Origin of the sequence: Paenibacillus salivarius (assembly GCF_051307165.1) — a bacterium.
GTDB lineage: Bacteria > Bacillota > Bacilli > Paenibacillales > Paenibacillaceae > Fontibacillus.
Genome location: NZ_CP195592.1, coordinates 2630046 through 2651117 on the forward strand (window position 1 = coordinate 2630046; position 21072 = coordinate 2651117).

Below are 21072 nucleotides of genomic sequence, written 5' to 3' on the forward strand. Positions count from 1 at the left end.
GGCATGTTTAAATGTAAGGTTGTTTAAAAAAAGGACGCGAACCGCTTTCGGTCCGCGCCAAACATGAAAGAGATGTCTGTTACGCATTGTATCCGTCAACGACAAGCTCAAGTTCTCCGGTTGTGGAATCGATGAGCATTCCGTGAACGGGTACATGGGGGGGAAGTAATGGATGATTTTTTACGATCTCCACAGTATGGATTACCCCTTCTTTCTCATTATTAAACCCGCGCAGCCATTTCTTGAGTTTGATGCCCGAATGCTCCAGCGTGTTGAGGACGTCGTCGGAGATTCCTTTCTCCTGCATGGTTCCGATCATATGCTCCGCGTTCAGGGAAGCCATGCCGCAGCCGGTATGTCCCACAATGAAAACTTCCTCCGCTTTCAACTCGTAGATGGCAACGAGAAGACTGCGCATGACGCTCCCGAACGGTTGGGAAATGACGGCGCCTGCGTTTTTAATAATTTTTGCGTCTCCATTTCGAAGATTCATGGCTCTCGGTAGAAGTTCGACCAATCTTGTATCCATACAGGTGACGATCACCATCTTTTTGGTCGGAAATTTGTCGGTTACGTATGCTTCGTATTCTTTGTTGGCGACAAAGGTGCGGTTGTACTCCAAAATCGTTTGTAATTGGCTCAAGATGAATCTCCTCCTTGGAATGGTTGTCTTGTTGACTTAACGCCGATCCGAAATCCGGATATTCGATTTGTAAAACTGTGACGGGCCGTCGAGACGAAAGGTCCGGAGCGACATTTCTCCGGTAAGACGCAGTTCTTCCTCAAAAAATACGGCCTGCATCCGGTCGATCCAAAACGGAAACTGGTCGTTTTCCATGGACATGTCATAATCTCCCGGGACGGAAGCAATCTGCAGCGTTGGAACCCCGCTCATGCCGCATCCGCAATTTTCGGTGTCATAGACCAGGCGGAGCAGGCCGGGACGTCCGTCCAACGATTCGCGGATCAGCTGTTCCGCGCCGGAATCGAGAGAAATTTTCAAAACCGACATCTCCTTTGCGCTTTTAGAATGGTGAAAATTTGGATATATACAATTAAATAGGTCGCCTTAAAATTTGATTATACGTTTTATAAAAAGTATCATCAAGAGGAGCAGACAATTTCTTTAGGTGAGGTGGGACTTGTCATGAAACAGGAAACGGCCGAAAAATGGAAATCATTCGTTGAGTATTTGCGCAAAATCGACAGCTATAACGAGGCTGTATCCTTGATGCATTGGGATCTTCGAACCGGTGCGCCGAAAAAGGGAGCCGAGGCCCGCTCCGAAACGATCGGGTTGCTTTCGACCGAAGCGTTCAAACTCCAAACTTCCGCTGAAATGGGAGAGTTTTTAAGTTATTTGAATCATGAAACTGTGCTTGGCGAGCTTGATGAACCGGGCCGCAGACTGGTGAAGCTGGTTCAGGAGGAATACGACCGCAGCGTGAAAATTCCGGCGGCCAAGTATCAGGAGTATGCGGAGCTGACCGCTCACGCCGAGACCGTTTGGGCCGACTTTAAGGAAAATAGCGATTTCGCCGGTTTTGAGCCATATCTGACACGGATCGTGGAGTTGACCCAGGAATTCATCGATTATTGGGGTCCGAAGGAAACCAGGTACGATACGCTTCTGGATATGTACGAGCCGGACTTGACGGTAGAAAAGCTGGATGAGGTATTCGGTCAGCTTCGCGACCGGCTTGTACCGATCGTGGATGCCATTACGGCTTCTCCGCACAAGCCGCAGGCCCCTTTCTTGAACCAATTGTACGACAAAGCCCAGCAAGAAAAGTTCGGCAAGTTTTTGCTGGAGCAGATCGGGTACGATTTCGAAGCGGGCCGCTTGGACGAAACGGTGCATCCTTTTGAAATTACCTTGAACCAAGGCGACGTCCGGATTACGACCCATTATTTGCAGGACGACGTCACGAGCGCGATTTTTAGTAATTTACATGAAGGCGGACATGCGCTTTACGAGCAAAATATCAGAAAGGAATTCGCCGGAACCCCGCTCAGTGAGGGGACTTCCATGGGGATTCATGAATCTCAGTCCAGGTTCTGGGAAAACTTCGTCGGACGCAGCCGTCCGTTTTGGGAACGCTACTTTAGCGATTTGCAGCAACACTTCCCGGAACAGTTAAAGGATGTGTCGGTGGAGGAGTTCTATAAGGCCGTCAACCGGGTGGAAAACTCGTTGATCCGGATCGAGGCGGATGAGTTGACCTATAATCTTCACATTATCATCCGCTATGAAATCGAAAAAATGATTTTCAATGAAGGGCTTCCGGTCAGTGAATTGCCGAAAGTGTGGAATGAGAAATATCAATCATATCTCGGTTTGACTCCGCCGAATGACGGGCTGGGCGTGCTGCAGGACGTCCATTGGTCGGGCGGAAGCTTCGGATATTTCCCTTCCTATGCGCTCGGCAACATGTATGCTGCCCAAATCGCGAATACGCTGAGGAAGGAAATCCCGCAGTTCGAAGGGTTTATTGCCGAGGGTAATTTCCAACCGATCAAAGAGTGGCTGACGGAAAAAATTTATCGGCACGGCAAGAGCCTAAAACCGGCGGAAATCATCAAAAACGTGACGGGAGAAGATTTGAATCCGGACTATCTCGCCGATTATTTGGAGCAAAAGTACAAAGCGATTTACGGAATTTAATCAATGACGGCAGCGAAGAGCCCCCGATTCCACCTGATGTGGACGGGGGCTTCTTTTTGTCCGAAGATGGCCTTAACCATTTACTGGACCTTCGCATACACTGCAATCAAAGTCTAATGATTTTCAAACGGCATGAAAGAGGTGAAAGGCATGTTTTTGAGACGTTTACCGGTGCTTGCACTGGCATTGGTTATTTTGCTTGCCGGAGCGCTTAGCGGATGCGGCGGCAAGGAAGGAAAGACCGTCAAAATCGGCGAGGTGACCCGTTCCGTCTTTTACGCTCCGCAATATGTCGCTTTGGAGAAAGGCTTCTTCAAGGAGGAAGGCCTGAATGTCGAACTGCAAACGACGGCGGGCGGCGATAAAACGATGACGGCATTACTGTCGGGCGCGATCGATGTCGCTTTGGTCGGTGCCGAAACCTCGATATATGTGTATCAGCAAGGCGCGGAAGACCCGGTTATCAATTTTGCGGGTCTGACCCAGACGGACGGCACGTTCCTGGTGTCCAGGGAACAAGCGGCGGGCGATTTTGACTGGGAGGACCTGAAGGGAAGCGTCTTCCTCGGCCAGCGCAAAGGCGGAATGCCGCAAATGGCGGGCGAGTTTACCTTGAAAAAGCACGGAATCGATCCGCACGCCGACTTGGAACTGATTCAAAATATCGAATTCGCCAACATCGCCGCGGCGTTTGCCTCAGGCACGGGACAGTACGTTCAGTTGTTCGAACCGCAGGCCTCCATTTTCGAACGCGAAGGCAAGGGGCATGTCGTCGCCTCCTTCGGAACGGAAAGCGGCAAGCTGCCCTATACCGTTTATATGACGAAACAGAGCTATATCGAGAAAAACAAGGATCTGGTGCAAAAATTTACGAACGCCATTCATAAAGCGCAAGTATGGGTGCAGGAGCATTCTCCGGAAGAGACGGCCAAAACGATCGCGCCTTATTTTAAGGATACGGACCAGGATATTCTCGTAAGCTCCGTCAAGCGATATTTGGAGCAAGGAACCTATGCCGAAACCCCCGCGTTGCCGGAGGATGCCTGGAACAATTTGCTGGATGTGATGGAAAGTGCGGGTGAACTGAAAGAACGGGTGGAGCCGGATAAAATCGTCAATAACGGATTCGCGGAAGCGGCCGTACAATCACAGCCTTAGAACGATGCCGGAAAGGAGCGTGACAAACATGGCTATGGTTCCTGTCGTTGAACTGAAAGATCTCGATCTTGCGTATGTAACGGACCGGGAAGCGGTGCTTGCACTGGAAGGGATGAATTTAGCGGTCAGTCCCGGCGAATTCATTAGTCTGGTCGGTCCGAGCGGCTGCGGCAAAACCACGCTTCTGTCCGTCATCGCGGGCTTATTCCCCCCATCCAGGGGGGAAGTGCTGCTTCATGGCAAGCCGGTGAGGGGGCCATCCCGGGAAGTGGGGTATATGCTGCAGCAGGACTATTTATTTCCGTGGCGGACCATTATGGACAATGCGCTGCTCGGACTTGAATTGACGGGTAGGTTGACCGACGAAAGCCGGTCCGAGGTCATGAAGCTGCTGGATGGCATGGGGCTCGGCAATACGGCGAATCAGTATCCTCATCAATTATCCGGAGGCATGAGGCAGCGCGTAGCCCTGGTTCGGACGCTTGCGACAAACCCGGATCTGCTTCTCTTGGATGAACCTTTTTCCGCGCTGGATTACCAAACCAAGCTGCAGCTTGAGGACTTGATCGTCGAGACGCTGCAGGAACGGGGAAAGACGGGAATCCTTGTGACGCATGATTTATCCGAGGCGATCGCGGTCAGCGACCGGGTCGTTGTGCTGGCCGCCAAACCGGGACGGATCCGCAGAACTTACAAGGTTCCGGACAATATCCGGAAGGCGCAGCCGTTTTATGCGCGGGAGGAAGCGGGTTTCAACGACCTGTTCCATGAAATTTGGCGTGATCTTGAATCGCTGGAAGGAAAGGAGGAGTAACCGATGGAGAACGAAGCGGTCTCCCGGAACGAGCCGGCCTCCGGCACGAAGGGCTGGGCTCACGAAAAATGGCTGCAGCATCGCAGCCGTAAACGGCGAATGAGCCGGCTTGTACTCACAACGCAGCTGCTTCTCCTTGCCGCCTTGATCGGCCTGTGGGAACTGGCCGGCAGGCTCGGATGGGTGGATGTTCTCATTTTCAGTTATCCTTCCAAAGTCGGCGCGCAAATTGTAAAGGACGTGGTGACCGGGGAGCTGTGGCCTCATTTGGCGATGACGGTGGGGGAAACGGCGGTCGGATTTTTGCTCGGAACCTTGGTCGGCACATTGCTGGCCGTGCTGATCTGGTGGTCCCCTTTTTTATCCAAGGTACTCGATCCGTACATGGTCGTATTCAACAGCATGCCGAAAGTCGCGCTCGGCCCGATCTTCATCGTTCTTTTCGGGGCGGGCTTTACGGCGATCGTCGTAACGACGTTATCGATCACAGTGATCGTGACGACGCTCGTGGTCTATAACAGCTTCAATGAGGTGGATTCGAATTTCATCAAGGTGATCCGCACCTTTGGAGGGAACCGTAGGGATATTTTCGTAAAGGCGATTCTTCCAGCATCATATCCGGCAATCGTATCTACCTTGAAGGTGAATGTCGGAATGGCTTGGGTCGGCGTCATCGTCGGCGAGTTCCTCGTGGCGAAGGTCGGACTTGGATATTTGATCGTCTATGGATTCCAGGTGTTTAATTTCACCTTGGTGCTCGCAAGCCTTGTAATTATTGCCGTCGTGGCTACGGGAATGTATCAGCTTGTCGTCTATTTGGAGCGGAAACTGCTGAAGCAGCGGTGACATCCGGGATGATTGGCTCTGAATGATTGCAAAACTGCGAAGGCTAATTTGTCCAAACAAGGGCTTCCGGACTTCTGACGAACCGGCAGCCCTATTTCTGTGTGAAGGCAACGATTGTCCCTTATAAAAAAATCAAGTACGATAGGGTGTAAGTTTTACACATATACATAAAAAGGTAGGGTGGAACTATGGGATTCAGGGTGATCAAAACGGCGATTGCCACCTTGCTTGCGGTCGTGGTCGCGGAAGCTGCAGGCGTGGAAGGGGCCAATTCAGCGGGATTGCTGGCGATTTTGGGCGTGGACGTCACGAGAAAACGCAGCATCGCATCGGTCTCTTCCCGGTTTTTCGCGTCCTTGCTTGGCGTATTGCTCGCTTTTTTGCTGTTTTATTTGTTCGGCTTTCACCTCTGGGTTCTCGGCCTCTATATCCTGATCGGTTTCCCGTTAATCAGCAGAGCCCACTTTAAAGAAGGCATCGTGACAAGCTCGGTCGTCGTTTTTAGAGTCTTTGGCGGGGAAGAGCTCAGCTTTTCCGTGTTTCTGACGCAAGTCGAACTGCTGGTCATCGGGCTGGGTGCGGCCATGCTGGTGAATTTCGCCTATATGCCGAAAGCGGAAGATAAGCTGATGAGCATCCGGAAGCGGGTGGACGGCTTGTTTGCGGTGATTTTCGCCCATTGCGCCAAATCGCTGAGGGATCCTTATTATATTTGGGACGGCAGGGAGCTGATCGAGGCGGAACAGCTTGTCGAGGACGGTCTGAGTTCATCCAAGCTTGCCTTGGAGAACCAACTGATTTCACCGAGTGAAGCGTGGTCCGTTTATTTTTATATGCGCAAGGAGCAGCTTGGCCGGATCGAGAGCATGCTGGAGCTCATTTCCCAAGTGTATCAGCGGATGCCTCAAGGCGAAATTACGGCTTTGCTGTTCGACCGTTTAAGCGAGGATGTCATTTGCGAGGAATATAAGGGCCAAACCGAAAAAATGCTTTTCGAGCTCGAAAAAGATTTCAAAAGAATGGAGCTGCCGTCAACCCGGGAGGAATTCGAGATCCGGTCCGCTTTGCTCCAGTTGTGCCGGGAACTGGGTCAATTTTTGAATATCGCCAAACGTTCCAAAGCGCCGGCTTCGTTGCGGAAGGGCAAGACGGCGGGAGATTTTGCAGACGGGAATTGATTCGTTAGCATTTGATTTGAATCTTGCATGTATAGGTTATTCCGGCATAAAACCGGGCTTTTCTATACATTTTTCTCACTTGACCTATTTATTTTTAAGTTGGGCTTCAACATTCGCCCAGTTCCTGCATACATATGTATGGAATGATGTATGGAGGAGGTTTAATCATGTCATTGAAATATCAAAGTAGAGAGATCATCACGAAAGCGATCTGCGGGAAAGGTCGTAAGTTCTCTACCGTAACACATACCGTGACTCCGCCACACAAACCGTCAAGCATACTGGGGGCGTGGATCATCAACCATCAGTACGAAGCGGTGGCCGCAGGAGACGGAATTGAAGTTATTGGTACTTACGACATCAACATCTGGTATTCCTACGACAAAAACTCGCAGACGGAAGTAGCCAAAGAGACGGTATCTTATGTAGAGAATGTGCCGCTGAGTTATCTTGATTCCAGACATCGCGCTTCAACGGTGGAGGTTACTGCGGAGGCAACGCAAGAACCCAGCACCGTTGAAGCCAGCGTAGCGGGTGACGGACGGGTGGCGGTTCGCGTGGAGCGCGAATTCGCGGTTGAACTCGTTGCCGAAACCAAGCTGAACGTTCTTGTCGTGCCCGGTAGCGGGGATAGTGAAAAGGATTATGATTTTGGATCCGATTACGGTGACTACGAAGATCTGGATCCGGACCTCCTCGACGACGAACTGTAAGGCTGTGGCTGTTCACCCATCCCGGCACAACTGAATAAGTAGTTACGGTCTACTATATGCGGCAGGGGCGTCGTCGTCGAGGGCGGCTGCCCTCTTTTTGTTGTATTTCATAAAAAAGTCGGGGAGGGTATGGTGCATGGCCATTCTGAAAATATATATCCCGCCGGGAGGTTTCCGAAGCAGGCTGATCAGGGAACTGGAGAGCCGGCCTGGTCCATATAAGTTTCTTAAACCGAAGGCGGCAGGCTCAAAAAAGCTTGGAGATCCGTCTTCGGCTGCGATTCGTTACGGCCGGGTATGGGTAAGCGATCCGGCAAAATCATCGGAGCACGTATTGAACCGGAACGCGCTGCGTTTTCATACCCTTGCTGCGGAAAAAAAAGAACACCGGCTGGAAGCATCCGGTCTTTCGGCCTCGTTCGCGGGCACTACGGGGATTTCGCATCGGAAGTTCCGCCGCGTTTTTGCGGTCACGGCCTTTCACCTGCAGGCATTGACAGCAGTTCCGGTGCAAACCGGAAGGGGACTTCCCGGGGGAGAAGCTGAACCTAACAGGGCTTCGACGCTGTGGAAAAGGCTTGAACGAACGGCCGTAAGGGCCTTATACGCATTTGGCCTGGATTTCGGGGAGGTCGTGATCGCCGCAGGAGAAGAGGGCAGCTTCACGGTGGAAGGAATTTCAACCATGCCGGAAATCGCTGTCTCCCGTGCCGTTCCGGCGGTCGCCGCGGCCATGGACGCAATCCTTTCGGAATTTGAAGCGGATCACGAAGGAAAACGCGAGCTGTTGCTCGGGATGGACCCCGAATTTTTGCTGGTAAACGAAATGACGGGAAAGGTGGTTCCGGCCTCGCGGTTTTTGGGTCATAAAGGGCTCGCGGGTTGCGATGTGCTGCGCTATCGGGGACAGAGAATGTTTCCGCTGGCCGAATTGCGTCCTATGCCGGGGGGAGAGCCGAGGGAGGTGCTCCGCCATTTGCTTCTCGCCTTCCGCGCAGCCCGGGAGGCTATTCCGCCAGGAGGAATCCAGTGGCAGGCCGGCGGGATGCCGCTTCCGGGGTTTCCGCTTGGCGGTCATCTCCATTTCAGCGGTATTCCGCTTACCGGCGAACTGCTGCGGACGCTGGACAACTATTTGGCATTGCCCGTGGCGCTGCTTGAAGATCGCAAAAGTTTTCGCCGCCGCCCGGCATACGGGTTTCTTGGGGATTTTCGCCGAAAGGAGCATGGAGGCTTCGAATACCGCACGCTTCCGAGCTTTCTGATTTCGCCGGTCGTGACCAAAGGCGTGGTCGCTTTAGCCAGATTAATCTGTGAAAATGTTCCGCGGCTCACGGGACGGCCGCTTCAGGAAGACGAACAATTTCACGCCTTCTATTCCGGCGAACGCGAACGTCTTCGCAGGGCGTGGCCGAAGCTTGCCGGAGATCTTGCGTTATTGCCGGGATACTCCGGTTACGGGAAGTATCTCGGACCTTTTTTTGACGCGATTGACAAGGGACAGACTTGGGACGAATCCGCCGACATCCGGCGTTCGTGGAGAATTCCGGTGGATTCCGGCAAGAACCCGGTGCTGTAGACCGGGGATGATATTCGCTCGTACGCCTCGCTACCTTTCTGTTATAATAGATATCTAAAAGTAGAAGCACGTGTTCGAAAAGTCAGGGGCTATTCGAACATCTTCTTTAAGCTTTTGAATGACATGAAGGGTAAGTTGGAGGTTGTATATGGCTACTTATACGCCGATGATTCAGCAATATTTAAGTGTCAAAGCCCAAGCTCAGGACGCTTTTCTTTTTTTCCGGCTGGGCGATTTTTATGAAATGTTTTTCGATGATGCGCTGCTGGCTTCCAAAGAGCTCGAGATTACGCTCACCGGGCGCGAAGGCGGAGCGGAAGAGAAAATTCCGATGTGCGGCGTTCCCTATCACTCTGCGGAAAACTATATTCAACGATTGATCGAAAAGGGTTACAAGGTCGCCATCTGCGAACAAGTGGAAGATCCCGCCTCCGCAAAAGGGGTTGTCCGCCGCGAAATCGTCCGGGTCGTGACACCCGGTACGGTGATGGAAGGCAAAACCGTCGGCGAACGGGCAAACAATTATATTATGTGCGTAACCGAACGAAGCGGTATGATGGCGCTCACGACATGCGATCTTTCGACGGGCGAGCTTTATGTTACCTCTTCTCCATCCAGCAAGGAGTGGCTGAGGGACGAGGTCGGGCTGTACGATCCTTCCGAAATTATCGGGGATGAGGCGCTCCTGGACTGGATTCGGGAGCAGGTGACGCCATTGGGGAAAACGATGGTGTATACCCCTTGGTCCAAGGGCAAAGACGAGGATGGCCGCAAACAATTCGGCGAAGCCGCATGGCTTCGGCTGGAACAGGAGCGGAGGGACTGCATTTCGCTGCTTGTCGGTTATTTGGGGGAAACCCAGAAGCGATCCCTTGGTCAGCTTACGAAAATAGCTGCATACGAACCGGAACAGTACATGATTCTCGATCCGTTTACGCGCCGCAATCTGGAACTGGTGGAGACGGTGCGGGAACGTTCCAAGAAGGGTTCGCTGCTCTGGCTTCTGGACCGGACCGAAACGTCGATGGGCGCGCGGCTGCTTCGTCGCTGGATCGACAAGCCGCTGCTGCAGCGTACCCGGATCGAGGATCGGCTCGAAGCGGTTGCAGCGCTGGTCGACGGTTTTATTTTACGTGAGGACCTGCGGCAATCGTTGCTCGAAATCTACGATTTGGAACGGTTGACCGGGAGAATCGCTTTCGGCAGCGCCAACGGGCGGGATCTGATCGCGCTCAAGTCCTCGCTGCGCCATGTGCCGGCGATCAAGGGACTGTGCGCGGCTTCGCCGTCCACTACGCTGAAGCGTATCGCGGATGACATGGACGTTTGCGGCGATCTCGCCGATTTGATCGAAGCGGCGATTGCGGAAGAGCCTCCGGTATCGGTCCGCGATGGCGGGGTGATCAAAAGCGGATATCACGCCCGGCTGGACGAGCTTCGCGAAGCGGGGACGAACGGCAAACGCTGGATCGCGGAGCTCGAAGCCTCGGAGCGCCAGGCCACCGGCATCAAGTCGCTTAAAATCGGATACAACAAAGTGTTCGGCTATTATATCGAAGTCACAAAATCCAATCTTTCGGCTTTGCCCGAGGGCCGTTATGAACGGAAACAAACTCTGGCGAATGCCGAACGTTTCGTGACGCCCGAGCTGAAGGAAAAAGAAACGCTGATTCTGGAAGCCGAAGAACAGATGGCCGATCTGGAATATAGGCTGTTCAACGAGCTCAGGGAGCGGATCGCCGCGGAAATTCAGCGGCTGCAGCGCTTGGCGGAACGCATCGCGGAAATCGATGTACTCCGCTCTTTGGCCGCGGTGGCGGCGGAAGGCGGATTTGTAAAGCCGGTGCTGACGGACGGCTACGATCTTGTCGTGGAACAAGGGCGGCATCCGGTCGTCGAGTCGGTGATGAAGGATAGCGCGTTTATTTCCAACGGAACGGCCTTGAAAAACGACGAGGCGTCCATTTTGCTGATTACCGGACCTAATATGGCAGGAAAGAGTACGTATATGAGACAGGTCGCCCTCATCTCGATCCTGGCGCAGATCGGCAGCTTCGTCCCTGCGGCCAAGGCGGAGATTCCGCTCGTGGACCGGATCTTCACCCGGATTGGAGCGGCGGACGATCTGATCGGCGGACAGAGCACCTTTATGGTCGAAATGGCGGATATCCAGGTGATGACCGAAAAAGCAACCTCGAAAAGCTTGATCATTATCGATGAGCTGGGCCGGGGGACTTCGACGAGCGAGGGCATGGCAATCGCCCAGGCGGTGATCGAATACGTCCATGACCATATCGGATGTAAGGCGCTCGTATCCACGCACTTTCATGAGCTCGCCCATCTGGAAAACAGCTTGACCGGGCTGAGAAACTACCGGATGGCGGTACAGGAAAGCGGAGACAAGGTTCATTTTCTCCGTAAACTCGTACCTGGGGCGGCCGATACGAGCTACGGCATTTACTGCGCCCGTTTGGCCGGACTGCCCGGCGGGATTATCGAACGCGCTTACGGGCTGCTGCAAGGCTTCGAGCAGGCTGCCGCAGCCGTAACCGCCGGGGCTGACGGAATAACGGGCGGCGCAATCGAAGCACCGAAGGAACCTGCAGAGCCGATGTCTAATGAAAGTATAGCGGAACCTGTGCAATCGGGCCGGGAGGAGCCGTCCGAAACGGAAGGGCTGGAGGTTGTGCAGCTGTCGATTTTTGCGGACGAGCCTCCGGTGAAGAAGGCAAAGCCTCCTCAAGAAGACGCAGGGATGCGTCAAATCGTAAACATGGTCAAAAATGCCGATTTGATGAATATGACTCCGCTGGAAGCGATGCAGTTAGTGAATGAGCTGAAGCAAAAGGCGAAGAATTTGTAGGTTCAATGCAAAACTTTGCAGGGCAGGAGGAAACGTTGTGGCAAAAATAACGGTACTGGACGAGCATGTCGCCAACCAGATCGCGGCGGGAGAAGTCGTGGAGCGGCCCGCATCGGTCACCAAGGAGCTAGTTGAAAATGCGATCGACGCCGGAGCCGGAAAAATCGAGGTGCAGGTGGAGGAAGGCGGCCTGGATCTGATCCGGGTTACCGACAACGGATCAGGGATCGATCCGGATGACTGCGAAACCGCCTTTTACCGCCATGCCACCAGCAAAATTTCGTCCGGCCGCGATCTGTTTCAGATCCGCAGCCTCGGCTTCCGGGGCGAGGCGCTGCCGAGTATCGCCGCCGTCGCGAAAGTCAGGCTGGTGTCTTCGAGCGATGACAGCGGGCTTGGCCGGGTTATCGCGATTGAGGGCGGTACGCTGAAGGAGAACGAAGATATCGCCGCGCCTCGGGGTACGGAGATTACTGTAAAGGAATTATTTTACAATACTCCGGCAAGGCTGAAATACATGAAGACGATCCAAACGGAACTCGGACATATTTCCGATGTGATGTATCGTCAAGCGCTGGCGCACCCGGAAATCGCCTTCGGCTTGAAGCATAACGGAAACACGCTGCTTCAAACGCAAGGAGGCGGCGATTTGCTGCAAGTGATTGCGGCGATTTACGGGATCAATACGTCAAAATCGATGATTCCCATTTCAGCGGAAAATCTCGATTACAAAATATCGGGATACATCGGACTGCCGGAATTGACCCGCTCGAACCGGAGCGGCATGTCGCTGATCGTGAACGGGCGGTTTATCCGGAATCAGGGCGTGCAGCAGGCGATCCTCCGGGCCTACCACACGCTGCTTCCGATCAACCGGTATCCGCTGGTCGTGCTTTCGCTGGACATGCACCCTTCTTTGGTCGATGTCAACGTGCATCCGGCCAAGCTGGAGGTGCGGTTCAGCAAGGAGACCGAGCTGAACGCATTCGTGGAGGAGAGCGTGCGGAGCGTGCTAACCCAACAGGTGCTTATTCCGCAGGTCGTCAAGCAACCGCTCGGCAAAGGGAACTCCGGATCGGTGATCCAGGAGCAGTTTCATTTCCCGGCGCGGATGGAGGCGGCGCCTGCAAGCGCGCTTCCGGCGTCCGGCTCGGCAGCCGCGCCGGACAGGACGGCGGGCTCATACGCACCGCCGCCGACGCAAGCCGCCGCAGGCGGCTTCACGCTGCGCGAGCAGCCCGCGGCCGGCGGAGCCTACGGCGGCGCGCCGGCCACGCCGCCGCAGCAAGGTCCGCAAGGCGGCTATGCGCCGCCTGCGGCACGCCCACCCGGCGCGGCCGCGCAGCCCGGCCGTGCCCCGCAAGGCGCACCCGGCTACGCCGATGCGCCGGTGCAGGTGCCTCCTGATGCGCGGGAGGCACTGTACGGTTCGCCCGGCAAGCCGCCGGAGCTGCCGGCGTTTCCCGAGCTGTCCCTGATCGGACAGCACCATGGCACTTACCTGATCGCCCAAAACGAAAACGGGCTGTATCTAATCGACCAACACGCTGCGCACGAGCGTGTCAATTACGAATATTACTACGAAAAATTCGGCAATCCGGCCGATGCTTCGCAGGAGCTTCTTCTGCCGATCACGCTGGAGTTTACGCCGGCCGAGAGCGAAAAGCTCAAGGAACGGCTCTCCTGGTTCGAGCGGGCCGGGGTCATCATGGAGCATTTCGGCGGCGGCACTTTCCGCGTCGTTTCCTGCCCTTACTGGTTCCCGCAAGGGGAAGAAGCGGATATCATCGGGGAGATGGCGGAGTGGGTGCTCGGCGAACGGGCGATCGATCTCGCCAAGCTGCGGGAGAAGTCTTCGATTCTCGTATCCTGCAAAGCCTCGATCAAAGCGAACCAAAAACTGACAAACGAAGAGGCGGACACCCTGCTGCAGCGGCTGGCGGCTTGCAAGCAGCCGTATACCTGCCCGCACGGCCGGCCGATCGTCGTCTCTTTTTCGAACTATGATCTGGAGAAGCTGTTTAAACGGGTCATGTGACGGAGTGAACGGAGGTACCATCTAGTGATTATTACGACAGGGGATCACCCCGCACCGGAAACGGTGCAAAGGGCCGCCCGTCTTTCCAAAGAGTCGGGGGTCCGTTATGTCCCGAGAAATCGGACTTCGCTTCCGAAATTGTCTGCCAGGCATCAGGATCAGGACATTCTGGTCATCCTGGAAGGCGGGGCCAGATTATACCGTCCCGCGGCGGAAGCGATGCAGTTTCATCCGAGCATGGCGTTCGTCCGGGCCAAGCGGCTGCTCAAAGGAGAGAGCGACCCGATGCTGGATGCGGCCAGAGTGGCGCCCGGCGACGTCATTATCGACTGTACCGCGGGGCTCGGTTCGGATAGCGCGCTCTTCTCCCTGGCGGCGGGGACAAGCGGCAGGGTTCTCGCCCTGGAAGAATCCCTTCCGCTTTGGGGATTGCTGCGCGAAGGTTTTGCTTACTATGTATCCGGGGTAAAAGAGTTTGACGAAGCTTTGCGCCGGATCGAAGCCAAGCGAGCGGAACACCTCGAAATTTTGCGGGGACTGCCTGACAATAGCGCGGACGTTGTTTATTTCGACCCGATGTTCCGCGATCCGATTCATGAATCGTCGGCGATTTCGCCATTGCGTTCCTATGCGAACAACGGGCCGCTGGCGCTTGAAGCGGTCGAGGAAGCCTGCCGGGTGGCCCGAAAGACGGTCGTATTGAAGGAGAAGAAAGGGAGCGGCGAATTTGAACGGCTCGGATTCGAAGCCGCCTCGCGTTCCCATACCAAAATCATGTACGGAGTGATTTCGCTTGACAAGTAGCGCAAAACCGAAACTGCTGGTGCTGCTCGGACCTACCGCCGTCGGCAAAACAGCCCTGAGCATTGAGATCGCGAAAGCGTACTCCTGCGAAATTATTTCCGGGGACTCCATGCAAGTATATCGGGGAATGGACATCGGCACCGCCAAAATCACGCCCGATGAAATGCAGGGAGTACCGCATCATTTGATCGACGTGCTTGATCCGGATGAGGCTTTTTCCGTCGCCCGTTTTCAAGAGTGGTGCAAGGAGCTGATCCCGGATATCCACGGGAGAGGGAAACTCCCCTTTATCGTTGGAGGGACCGGTCTTTACATCGAATCGGTCTGTTACGAATTTCAATTTACCGAGGCGGGCGCCGACGAAGCGTTCCGCGCGGAGCAGCAGCGACTGGCCGAGGAACAGGGAGCGGAAGCACTGCACGCCCAACTGGCGGAAATCGACCCGAAATCGGCGGAGCGCTTGCATCCGAACGATGTCCGGCGAGTGATCCGGGCACTGGAGGTTTATCATCTGACCGGGGAGACGTTATCCGCAAGTCTGGCGCGTCAAAACAAGCAATCTCCCTACGATTTATGCTTCATCGGTTTGACAATGGACCGTCAAATGCTTTATAACCGTATTGAGCAGCGCATCGACGGGATGATGGCCCAAGGCCTCGTCGACGAGGTCAAAGATTTGCTTCGGCGGGGATATTCCCGCGACTTGGTCTCCTTGCAAGGGCTGGGATACAAAGAAATCATCGAGCATTTGCAGGACGGAGTGCCGCTGGACCTCGCGGTGGAGAAGCTAAAACGGGATACGCGGCGGTTTGCGAAGAGGCAACTTTCCTGGTTTCGCCACATGAAAGAAATCTCCTGGGTCGATGTGGGCGACGGCAAAAATTTTTCCGCAAATTTCGAAGCCGTACGTGCTATAATAGCAGGAAAGTTTCCAACAGTTCTTGAATATAATTCAAAACACTAATTGATTCCTAATGGGGGTACGGCTAATGAACAAGTCCATCAACATCCAAGATACATTCCTGAACCAAATGCGTAAGGAAAGCATCCCGGTTACCGTCTTTTTGACGAACGGCTTCCAAATCAGAGGAACGATTAAAGCGTTCGACAACTACATTATCGTCATCGACAGCGACGGTCGCCAGCAAATGGTGTACAAGCACGCGATTTCTACGTTCCAGCCGCAGCGCAATGTATCGCTGATGCAGGATTCCCAGAATGAGGCGTAACCCTAAGCTGAAACTTTTTTGCAAACAGTACGTTTAAATGTATAGGAAACGGAGCGGAGCAACCTGAACAAAGGTTGTTCTTTTCTTTCCGAGGCTATGAAGGGAGTCAGAGAAAACCATGTCTACGAAAAGACCTTCCAGACTGGAAAGGACCACCAAGTCCCCGAGCAAAAATAAAGCGCCGAAAGGGCCGAAAAAGAAAAGGCTGACGGCAAAACGGGTACTGTGGACTTCTTTTTTCACGATTGCGTTTGCTATTTTCTGTGCGATTGCAGGGTATATGTACATTACGGTCAACGGCGAGAAAATATTGGCGGAGAACAGGGACAAGTTGTTCATTTACGAAACGTCAAAAGTCTTTGACCGGAACGGCAAGCTGATGGGAGAACTATCCGTTAACCGCAGCGAGCCGGTGGAATCCGACGAGATTCCGGAATTGGTCAAGCAAGCCTTCATCGCGACGGAGGACAGACGATTCGAAGAGCATAACGGGGTTGACCTTTGGTCCATCGGCCGGGCGGCGGTGAAGGATATCATGGCCCGCTCGCTCGTTGAAGGCGGAAGTACGATCACCCAGCAGCTCGCGAAGAACATGTTCCTCGATTTCGATAAAACATTTTTCCGCAAAGCTACCGAAATGTCGATCGCGATGGCGCTCGAGCGTCATAATACGAAGGATGAAATCATCACCCTTTATTTGAACCGGATCTTTTTCGGACAAAAATCTTACGGAATCAAGGCCGCTTCCCAACGCTATTTCGGCAAAAGCGACCTGAAGGAGCTGGATTTGTGGGAAATAGCAACCCTGGCCGCAATTCCAAAGGGACCTTCCAAATACAATCCGGTCGCGAATCCGGAGTTGTCGAAACAAAGACGGGCCGTCGTGCTGGAATTGATGTATCAGGAAGGCTATATTACCGCTGCCGAACGGGATGAAGCCAAGGCGGTGGATTATACTTACGAGCCGCCTGAGAAGAGCGACAGTTACCAGGCATTCAAGGATTATGTAATCAAAGAAGCCGAGGAAAAATTCGGTCTTTCCGAAGACCAGTTGAACCGCGGCGGGTACAAAATTTATACGACGATGGACGCCCAGGCCCAAAAAGCGGTGGAAAAGGCGTTCGCCAACGACGATTTCTTTGAAAAGAGCAAGGACGATCAGCAGGTTCAGGCCTCGATCGTCATTCAAAACCATGCGAACGGCAGTCTGATCGCGCTTCTTGGAGGCCGCGATTATGAACGCAAAGGCTTCAGCCGATTGGACAGCCGCCGTCAGCCGGGTTCGGCGTTCAAACCGATCGTGTCCTATGCGCCTGCCCTGGAGAGCGGGCAGTTTACGCCGCAATCCCAGATTTCCAATGAAAAGCAGTGCTTCGGGGATTACTGTCCGAAAAACTTGCACGGGTACTCCAAAACGATCGACATGACTACGGCCTTAACGAAATCGGAGAATATTCCGGCCGTGTGGCTTTTGAATCAAGTCGGAGTAGGTACCGGCGTCAAGTATGCCCAGGAGATGGGCATTAAAATGGATAAAGATGACCGGAATCTGGCGATCGCGCTGGGCGGTCTGACTCACGGCACAAACACGCTGGAAATGGCCGGGGCGTTTAGCGTCTTTGCCAACGGCGGCGAATACAATGCGCCTTATTCGATCAAAGTGATCCAGGACCACGACGGCGTGGAGAAATACAGATACAATCCGCCGAAATCGAAGCGGGTACTCAGCGAGCAGACAGCATATTATATGACGCAAATGATGCAGAATGTCGTCAATGACGGTACCGGGAAACGGGCGAAGCTTAACCGGCCGGTAGCGGGTAAGACGGGCACGACGCAACATGGCATCAAAGGCTTAAAGAGCAGCAAAAACCGTGACGTCTGGTTTGTCGGGTACACGCCGGAATGGACGGCCGCGATCTGGATGGGATACGATAACCCCGACAAGAACCATCTGCTTAACGGCAGCAGCGGCCAGGCGGCCGCGATGTTCTCGACCATCATGACGGAGGCATTGAAGGGCGTGCCTGTGAAAGACTTCCCGGTTCCGGAAAACCTGCAGAAGGTCGAACCGCCGGAACAAGAGGTCGCGAAAGCACCGACAGGACTCTCGGCTTCTTACAATCAGGAAACGGGCGTCGTCACGTTGAACTGGACCGGGGTTGGCGAGGAAGCTGCCGTTTACCGGATTTACCGGCGTGAAATGTCGGAAACCGACTTTACCCCGTATATGGAGTCTTCCGCAACAACCGCAGAAGATATCAGCGTCGCGGTCGGAACGGGGTACGAGTACTATGTGACGGCTTATGATGCGGTCAACGATACGGAAAGCGAGCCTTCAAACACCGCTCAGGTGATGCTTGTGGCCGATGAGCCTCCAATGGATGACATTGATCCGGATCAAGGCGGGAATGGAGATTGGATCGGCGATCCGGGTACCGGTAACGGGAATCAGGGTCAAAACGGCAATCCGGGTACGACACCTGAACCTCCGGTTAACGGAAATGGCAATGGAAACGGCGCCGGCCAAGGCAACGGAAATGGCAACGGACACGGCAACGGAAACGGATCCGGTAACGGAAGTTCCGGCGGCAGTGAACCGGGCAGCGGTGCAGGGAACGGTTCCGGCGGGAATCTGGGCGAAACCGACCCCGGCGGCTTAGGGAACGATACTTCCGGAAATACCGGAACAGAGGCACCTCCGCCGGATGGCGGCGGCCAAGCGGAAGGCGTAGTCACCGACCCGTCCGGTACAGGGCAAAATTCAGGATTTTGACATAAAACTGCTTCTAGCGAGGGATCGCTAGGAGCAGTTTTTTTTGTGACTGACTTTCAAATATGTTAAGCTGAAAGTACATTGTGTTGAAAGGGATCAGTTCTATGAAACGTAAATTCGGAGACCGCGCGAATTGGCGCCGCATTACCCAGCGGCAATTCAAGTCCAAATTTGTGGACAGCGACAGCTTTCGCGGCTATATCACGTTGTACAACATTCAGGCACTGCGAGACCCGCTTTGGAAAACTTACGGGGGCCATACGTTCCGAATTGCCGATAAAGGCTATACATGGCTCCAGTATTATCCGAAAGGGGCCCATTATGTGGTGACCGCCATGTTCGACGACAAAGGCGAGATTGTGGAATGGTATATCGATGTTTGCAAAACCCAAGGCGTTACCGACCAGGGTGTTCCATGGTTCGATGATCTGTATTTGGACATCGTCGTTTTGAAGAACGGGGAAGTATTTCTGCTCGATGAGGACGAGCTTGACGACGCGCTGGCCAGGGGACTGATTACGGTCCGGGAATATGACCTGGCCATGGAGACGGCGAATGAGATTTTACAAGCGATTCGCGAGCGCGATTTCCCTTATTTTTCGATGTCGTTGGATCATTTCCGAACAGGCTTCGCCCTGATTGATCCGGTTCGTCCGGAAGGGGGACAAGACTCTGTCTAGATTTAAAGCAAGCTCCTATTCGTTTGGATCATCGAATCGTAGACCGCGACGACGCCGCTGGTGGTTATGGACCCTCGTAATTTGTTTCGTACTCGGTGCGGGGTGGTGTCTATACGCTCTGGCCCAAATCGGAAGCGTGGACCGAAACCCTGCCGCAAACAGAACCTATTCGGAGCCGGCCGATGTCGGCATTGTGCTGGGGGCTTCCATGTGGGGAGACGAACCGAGCCCGGGCTTGAAGGAACGGCTGCAGCTGGCTCTTGAAGACTACAAGGAAGGAAAGTTCGAAGTTTTTTTGCTGACAGGGGGACTGGACCATCCGGATTACCGCTATACCGAAGCGGAGGGAATGGCCAATTATTTGGAGGCGAACGGAGTCCCAAGGGAAAAAATGCTCCTCGAGACAAAGGCCACCAGCACCTATGAAAATTTGAAGTTCAGTCAGGATATCATGACCGGCAAAAACCTGGATTCCGCCATTATTATCACTCATACATACCATGGCAATCGGGCATATGAAATCGCAAAAACGCTGGGATACGACCAACCGGGTTTGTCTTTGACGGAAACGAAGGTATTGAAGCCGATGCAGTCGGTGATCCGGGAAATTTTGGCCTACAGCAAGTGGAAGCTGGATCAAATCGCCATCGCTTTTGGCTGGAAATCATAAAACTTCTAATAACGCGGCAGGAGAGAGAATACATTTAAGGATGACTTGGTTGATCAAACTCAAAGAGGTGATCCGTAAATGTCAGGGCGAGTGATGGCCAAAAGCGGCTCTCCGGAAGAGCGGCCTTCCAGACAGATCAATGTGATTCTCCGCAGCTCCGAGCCGCCTGTAGTAAACCAAAGCATCCCCGAAGCCGAAGGACTGCCGGGTGCCAAAAGCATGCCGCAGCAAGGTCTTTTCGCCGATTTGCAAAAAGAAATGGACGGATTGGTCGGACTGGACCATATTAAAGAACTGATGTATGAGATATTTGCGCTCTTGCAAATTGCGGGAATGCGCTCCGAGGCGGGTTTGTTGTCCGGGAGCCAGGTTTACCATATGGTTTTCAAAGGAAACCCGGGAACGGGGAAAACGACCGTGGCTCGGATCGTTTCCAAAATGTTTCAAAGAATGGGCGTGCTGGCCAAAGGGCATTTAATCGAGGTGGAGCGTGCGGACCTTGTTGGGGAATATATCGGGCATACCGCGCAAAAAACGAGAGACCTGGTCAAGAAGGCGTTAGGCGGCGTTTTGTTCATCGACGAAGCCTATAGTCTTGCCCGCGGCGGCGAAAAAGATTTCGGCAAAGAGGCAATCGACACACTCGTGAAGGCGATGGAAGATCAGAAAAACCAGTTCATCCTCATCCTGGCCGGATATTCCGACGAAATGGACTTTTTTCTGGCGACGAATCCGGGGCTGCCCTCGCGCTTCCCGATTCAAATGGATTTTCCGGACTACACGATCGATCAGTTGATCCAAATTGCCGAAGGAATGGTCAAAGAACGCGATTATATTCTGATGCCGCAGGCGATACTCAAACTGAAGCAGCATTTGCTTAAGGAAAAGTGCGAGAGCGAGCATCTATTCAGCAATGCCAGGTACGTGCGGAATATCGTCGAGCGTTCCATCCGCCATCAGGCGGTACGTCTATTGAATCAGTATGGCGGCGGTTCCCCCGGCAAGCTGGAGCTGATGTCGATCCGTACGGAAGATATGAAGCTGGAAAAGAAATAAGGA

General features: G+C 53.7%; 18 protein-coding genes. 16 read left to right on the forward strand and 2 right to left on the reverse strand.

Going from position 1 to position 21072, the window contains the following annotated elements; translation table 11 throughout:
• Positions 1–79: 79 nt before the first annotated feature.
• Together ACSFXJ_RS11880 and ACSFXJ_RS11885 are read right to left on the reverse strand one after the other, a co-directional pair.
• Positions 80–643 (reverse strand): beta-class carbonic anhydrase, encoded by a 564-nt coding sequence (locus ACSFXJ_RS11880; RefSeq protein ID WP_435925458.1) that lies wholly within the window; start codon positions 641–643, stop codon positions 80–82.
• Positions 644–679: 36 nt separating this feature from the next.
• Positions 680–1003, reverse strand: coding sequence for an iron-sulfur cluster biosynthesis family protein (locus tag ACSFXJ_RS11885; RefSeq protein ID WP_435925459.1), 324 nt, complete (start codon positions 1001–1003; stop codon positions 680–682).
• A gap of 144 nt (positions 1004–1147) precedes the next feature.
• On the opposite strand from ACSFXJ_RS11885, the gene ACSFXJ_RS11890 reads away from it, so the two are divergent.
• From ACSFXJ_RS11890 to ACSFXJ_RS11965, 16 genes are all read left to right on the forward strand, one after another.
• Entirely contained in the window at positions 1148–2665 is a 1518-nt protein-coding gene (locus tag ACSFXJ_RS11890) for a carboxypeptidase M32 (protein ID WP_435925460.1), read from the forward strand.
• A gap of 150 nt (positions 2666–2815) precedes the next feature.
• Positions 2816–3823, forward strand: a complete 1008-nt coding sequence (locus ACSFXJ_RS11895; protein ID WP_435925461.1) for an ABC transporter substrate-binding protein — start codon at positions 2816–2818, stop codon at positions 3821–3823.
• A gap of 34 nt (positions 3824–3857) precedes the next feature.
• The gene (locus ACSFXJ_RS11900) at positions 3858–4637 is read left to right on the forward strand and encodes an ABC transporter ATP-binding protein (RefSeq protein ID WP_435925744.1); all 780 of its coding nucleotides are present in this window, start codon (positions 3858–3860) and stop codon (positions 4635–4637) included.
• A gap of 3 nt (positions 4638–4640) precedes the next feature.
• Positions 4641–5483 (forward strand): ABC transporter permease, encoded by an 843-nt coding sequence (locus ACSFXJ_RS11905; protein ID WP_435925462.1) that lies wholly within the window; start codon positions 4641–4643, stop codon positions 5481–5483.
• A gap of 188 nt (positions 5484–5671) precedes the next feature.
• A complete protein-coding gene (locus ACSFXJ_RS11910; protein WP_435925463.1) occupies positions 5672–6661 on the forward strand; it encodes an aromatic acid exporter family protein in 990 nt (329 codons plus the stop codon).
• Between the two features lie 167 nt (positions 6662–6828).
• Positions 6829–7374 (forward strand): outer spore coat protein CotE, encoded by a 546-nt coding sequence (gene cotE / locus ACSFXJ_RS11915; protein WP_435925464.1) that lies wholly within the window; start codon positions 6829–6831, stop codon positions 7372–7374.
• Between the two features lie 136 nt (positions 7375–7510).
• The gene (locus ACSFXJ_RS11920; protein ID WP_435925465.1) at positions 7511–8953 is read left to right on the forward strand and encodes a putative amidoligase domain-containing protein; all 1443 of its coding nucleotides are present in this window, start codon (positions 7511–7513) and stop codon (positions 8951–8953) included.
• 148 nt (positions 8954–9101) lie between these two features.
• Positions 9102–11816 (forward strand): DNA mismatch repair protein MutS, encoded by a 2715-nt coding sequence (gene mutS, locus ACSFXJ_RS11925; protein ID WP_435925466.1) that lies wholly within the window; start codon positions 9102–9104, stop codon positions 11814–11816.
• Positions 11817–11853: 37 nt separating this feature from the next.
• Positions 11854–13854 (forward strand): DNA mismatch repair endonuclease MutL, encoded by a 2001-nt coding sequence (gene mutL, locus ACSFXJ_RS11930; protein ID WP_435925467.1) that lies wholly within the window; start codon positions 11854–11856, stop codon positions 13852–13854.
• A gap of 24 nt (positions 13855–13878) precedes the next feature.
• Entirely contained in the window at positions 13879–14658 is a 780-nt protein-coding gene (locus ACSFXJ_RS11935; RefSeq protein ID WP_435925468.1) for a class I SAM-dependent methyltransferase, read from the forward strand.
• Positions 14648–15622, forward strand: coding sequence for a tRNA (adenosine(37)-N6)-dimethylallyltransferase MiaA (gene miaA / locus ACSFXJ_RS11940; protein ID WP_435925469.1), 975 nt, complete (start codon positions 14648–14650; stop codon positions 15620–15622). Before ACSFXJ_RS11935 ends, miaA begins: the two co-directional genes overlap by 11 nt.
• 25 nt (positions 15623–15647) lie before the next feature.
• Complete coding sequence (hfq, locus tag ACSFXJ_RS11945) at positions 15648–15887, forward strand: RNA chaperone Hfq (RefSeq protein ID WP_331847509.1); 240 nt, start codon at positions 15648–15650, stop codon at positions 15885–15887.
• A gap of 118 nt (positions 15888–16005) precedes the next feature.
• Entirely contained in the window at positions 16006–18663 is a 2658-nt protein-coding gene (locus ACSFXJ_RS11950; protein ID WP_435925470.1) for a PBP1A family penicillin-binding protein, read from the forward strand.
• Between the two features lie 104 nt (positions 18664–18767).
• Positions 18768–19343, forward strand: coding sequence for a DUF402 domain-containing protein (locus tag ACSFXJ_RS11955; RefSeq protein WP_435925471.1), 576 nt, complete (start codon positions 18768–18770; stop codon positions 19341–19343).
• A 136-nt stretch (positions 19344–19479) separates the two neighbouring features.
• On the forward strand, positions 19480–20013 hold the full coding sequence (locus ACSFXJ_RS11960; protein WP_435925472.1) for a YdcF family protein: 534 nt from the start codon (positions 19480–19482) through the stop codon (positions 20011–20013).
• Positions 20014–20091: 78 nt separating this feature from the next.
• Complete coding sequence (locus ACSFXJ_RS11965; protein ID WP_435925473.1) at positions 20092–21069, forward strand: AAA family ATPase; 978 nt, start codon at positions 20092–20094, stop codon at positions 21067–21069.
• The last annotated feature ends 3 nt before the right edge of the window (positions 21070–21072 follow it).

What these genes read in the sequence shown, in the direction of transcription:
- ACSFXJ_RS11895 (WP_435925461.1), top strand. Translation starts at nt 2,816, where the DNA reads ATGTTTTTGAGACGTTTACCGGTGCTTGCACTGGCATTGGTTATTTTG.
- ACSFXJ_RS11890 (WP_435925460.1), top strand. Translation starts at nt 1,148, where the DNA reads ATGAAACAGGAAACGGCCGAAAAATGGAAATCATTCGTTGAGTATTTG.
- cotE (WP_435925464.1), top strand. Translation starts at nt 6,829, where the DNA reads ATGTCATTGAAATATCAAAGTAGAGAGATCATCACGAAAGCGATCTGC.
- ACSFXJ_RS11955 (WP_435925471.1), top strand. Translation starts at nt 18,768, where the DNA reads ATGAAACGTAAATTCGGAGACCGCGCGAATTGGCGCCGCATTACCCAG.
- ACSFXJ_RS11950 (WP_435925470.1), top strand. Translation starts at nt 16,006, where the DNA reads ATGTCTACGAAAAGACCTTCCAGACTGGAAAGGACCACCAAGTCCCCG.
- ACSFXJ_RS11900 (WP_435925744.1), top strand. Translation starts at nt 3,858, where the DNA reads ATGGTTCCTGTCGTTGAACTGAAAGATCTCGATCTTGCGTATGTAACG.
- ACSFXJ_RS11965 (WP_435925473.1), top strand. Translation starts at nt 20,092, where the DNA reads ATGTCAGGGCGAGTGATGGCCAAAAGCGGCTCTCCGGAAGAGCGGCCT.
- hfq (WP_331847509.1), top strand. Translation starts at nt 15,648, where the DNA reads ATGAACAAGTCCATCAACATCCAAGATACATTCCTGAACCAAATGCGT.
- ACSFXJ_RS11910 (WP_435925463.1), top strand. Translation starts at nt 5,672, where the DNA reads ATGGGATTCAGGGTGATCAAAACGGCGATTGCCACCTTGCTTGCGGTC.
- ACSFXJ_RS11920 (WP_435925465.1), top strand. Translation starts at nt 7,511, where the DNA reads ATGGCCATTCTGAAAATATATATCCCGCCGGGAGGTTTCCGAAGCAGG.
- mutS (WP_435925466.1), top strand. Translation starts at nt 9,102, where the DNA reads ATGGCTACTTATACGCCGATGATTCAGCAATATTTAAGTGTCAAAGCC.
- ACSFXJ_RS11905 (WP_435925462.1), top strand. Translation starts at nt 4,641, where the DNA reads ATGGAGAACGAAGCGGTCTCCCGGAACGAGCCGGCCTCCGGCACGAAG.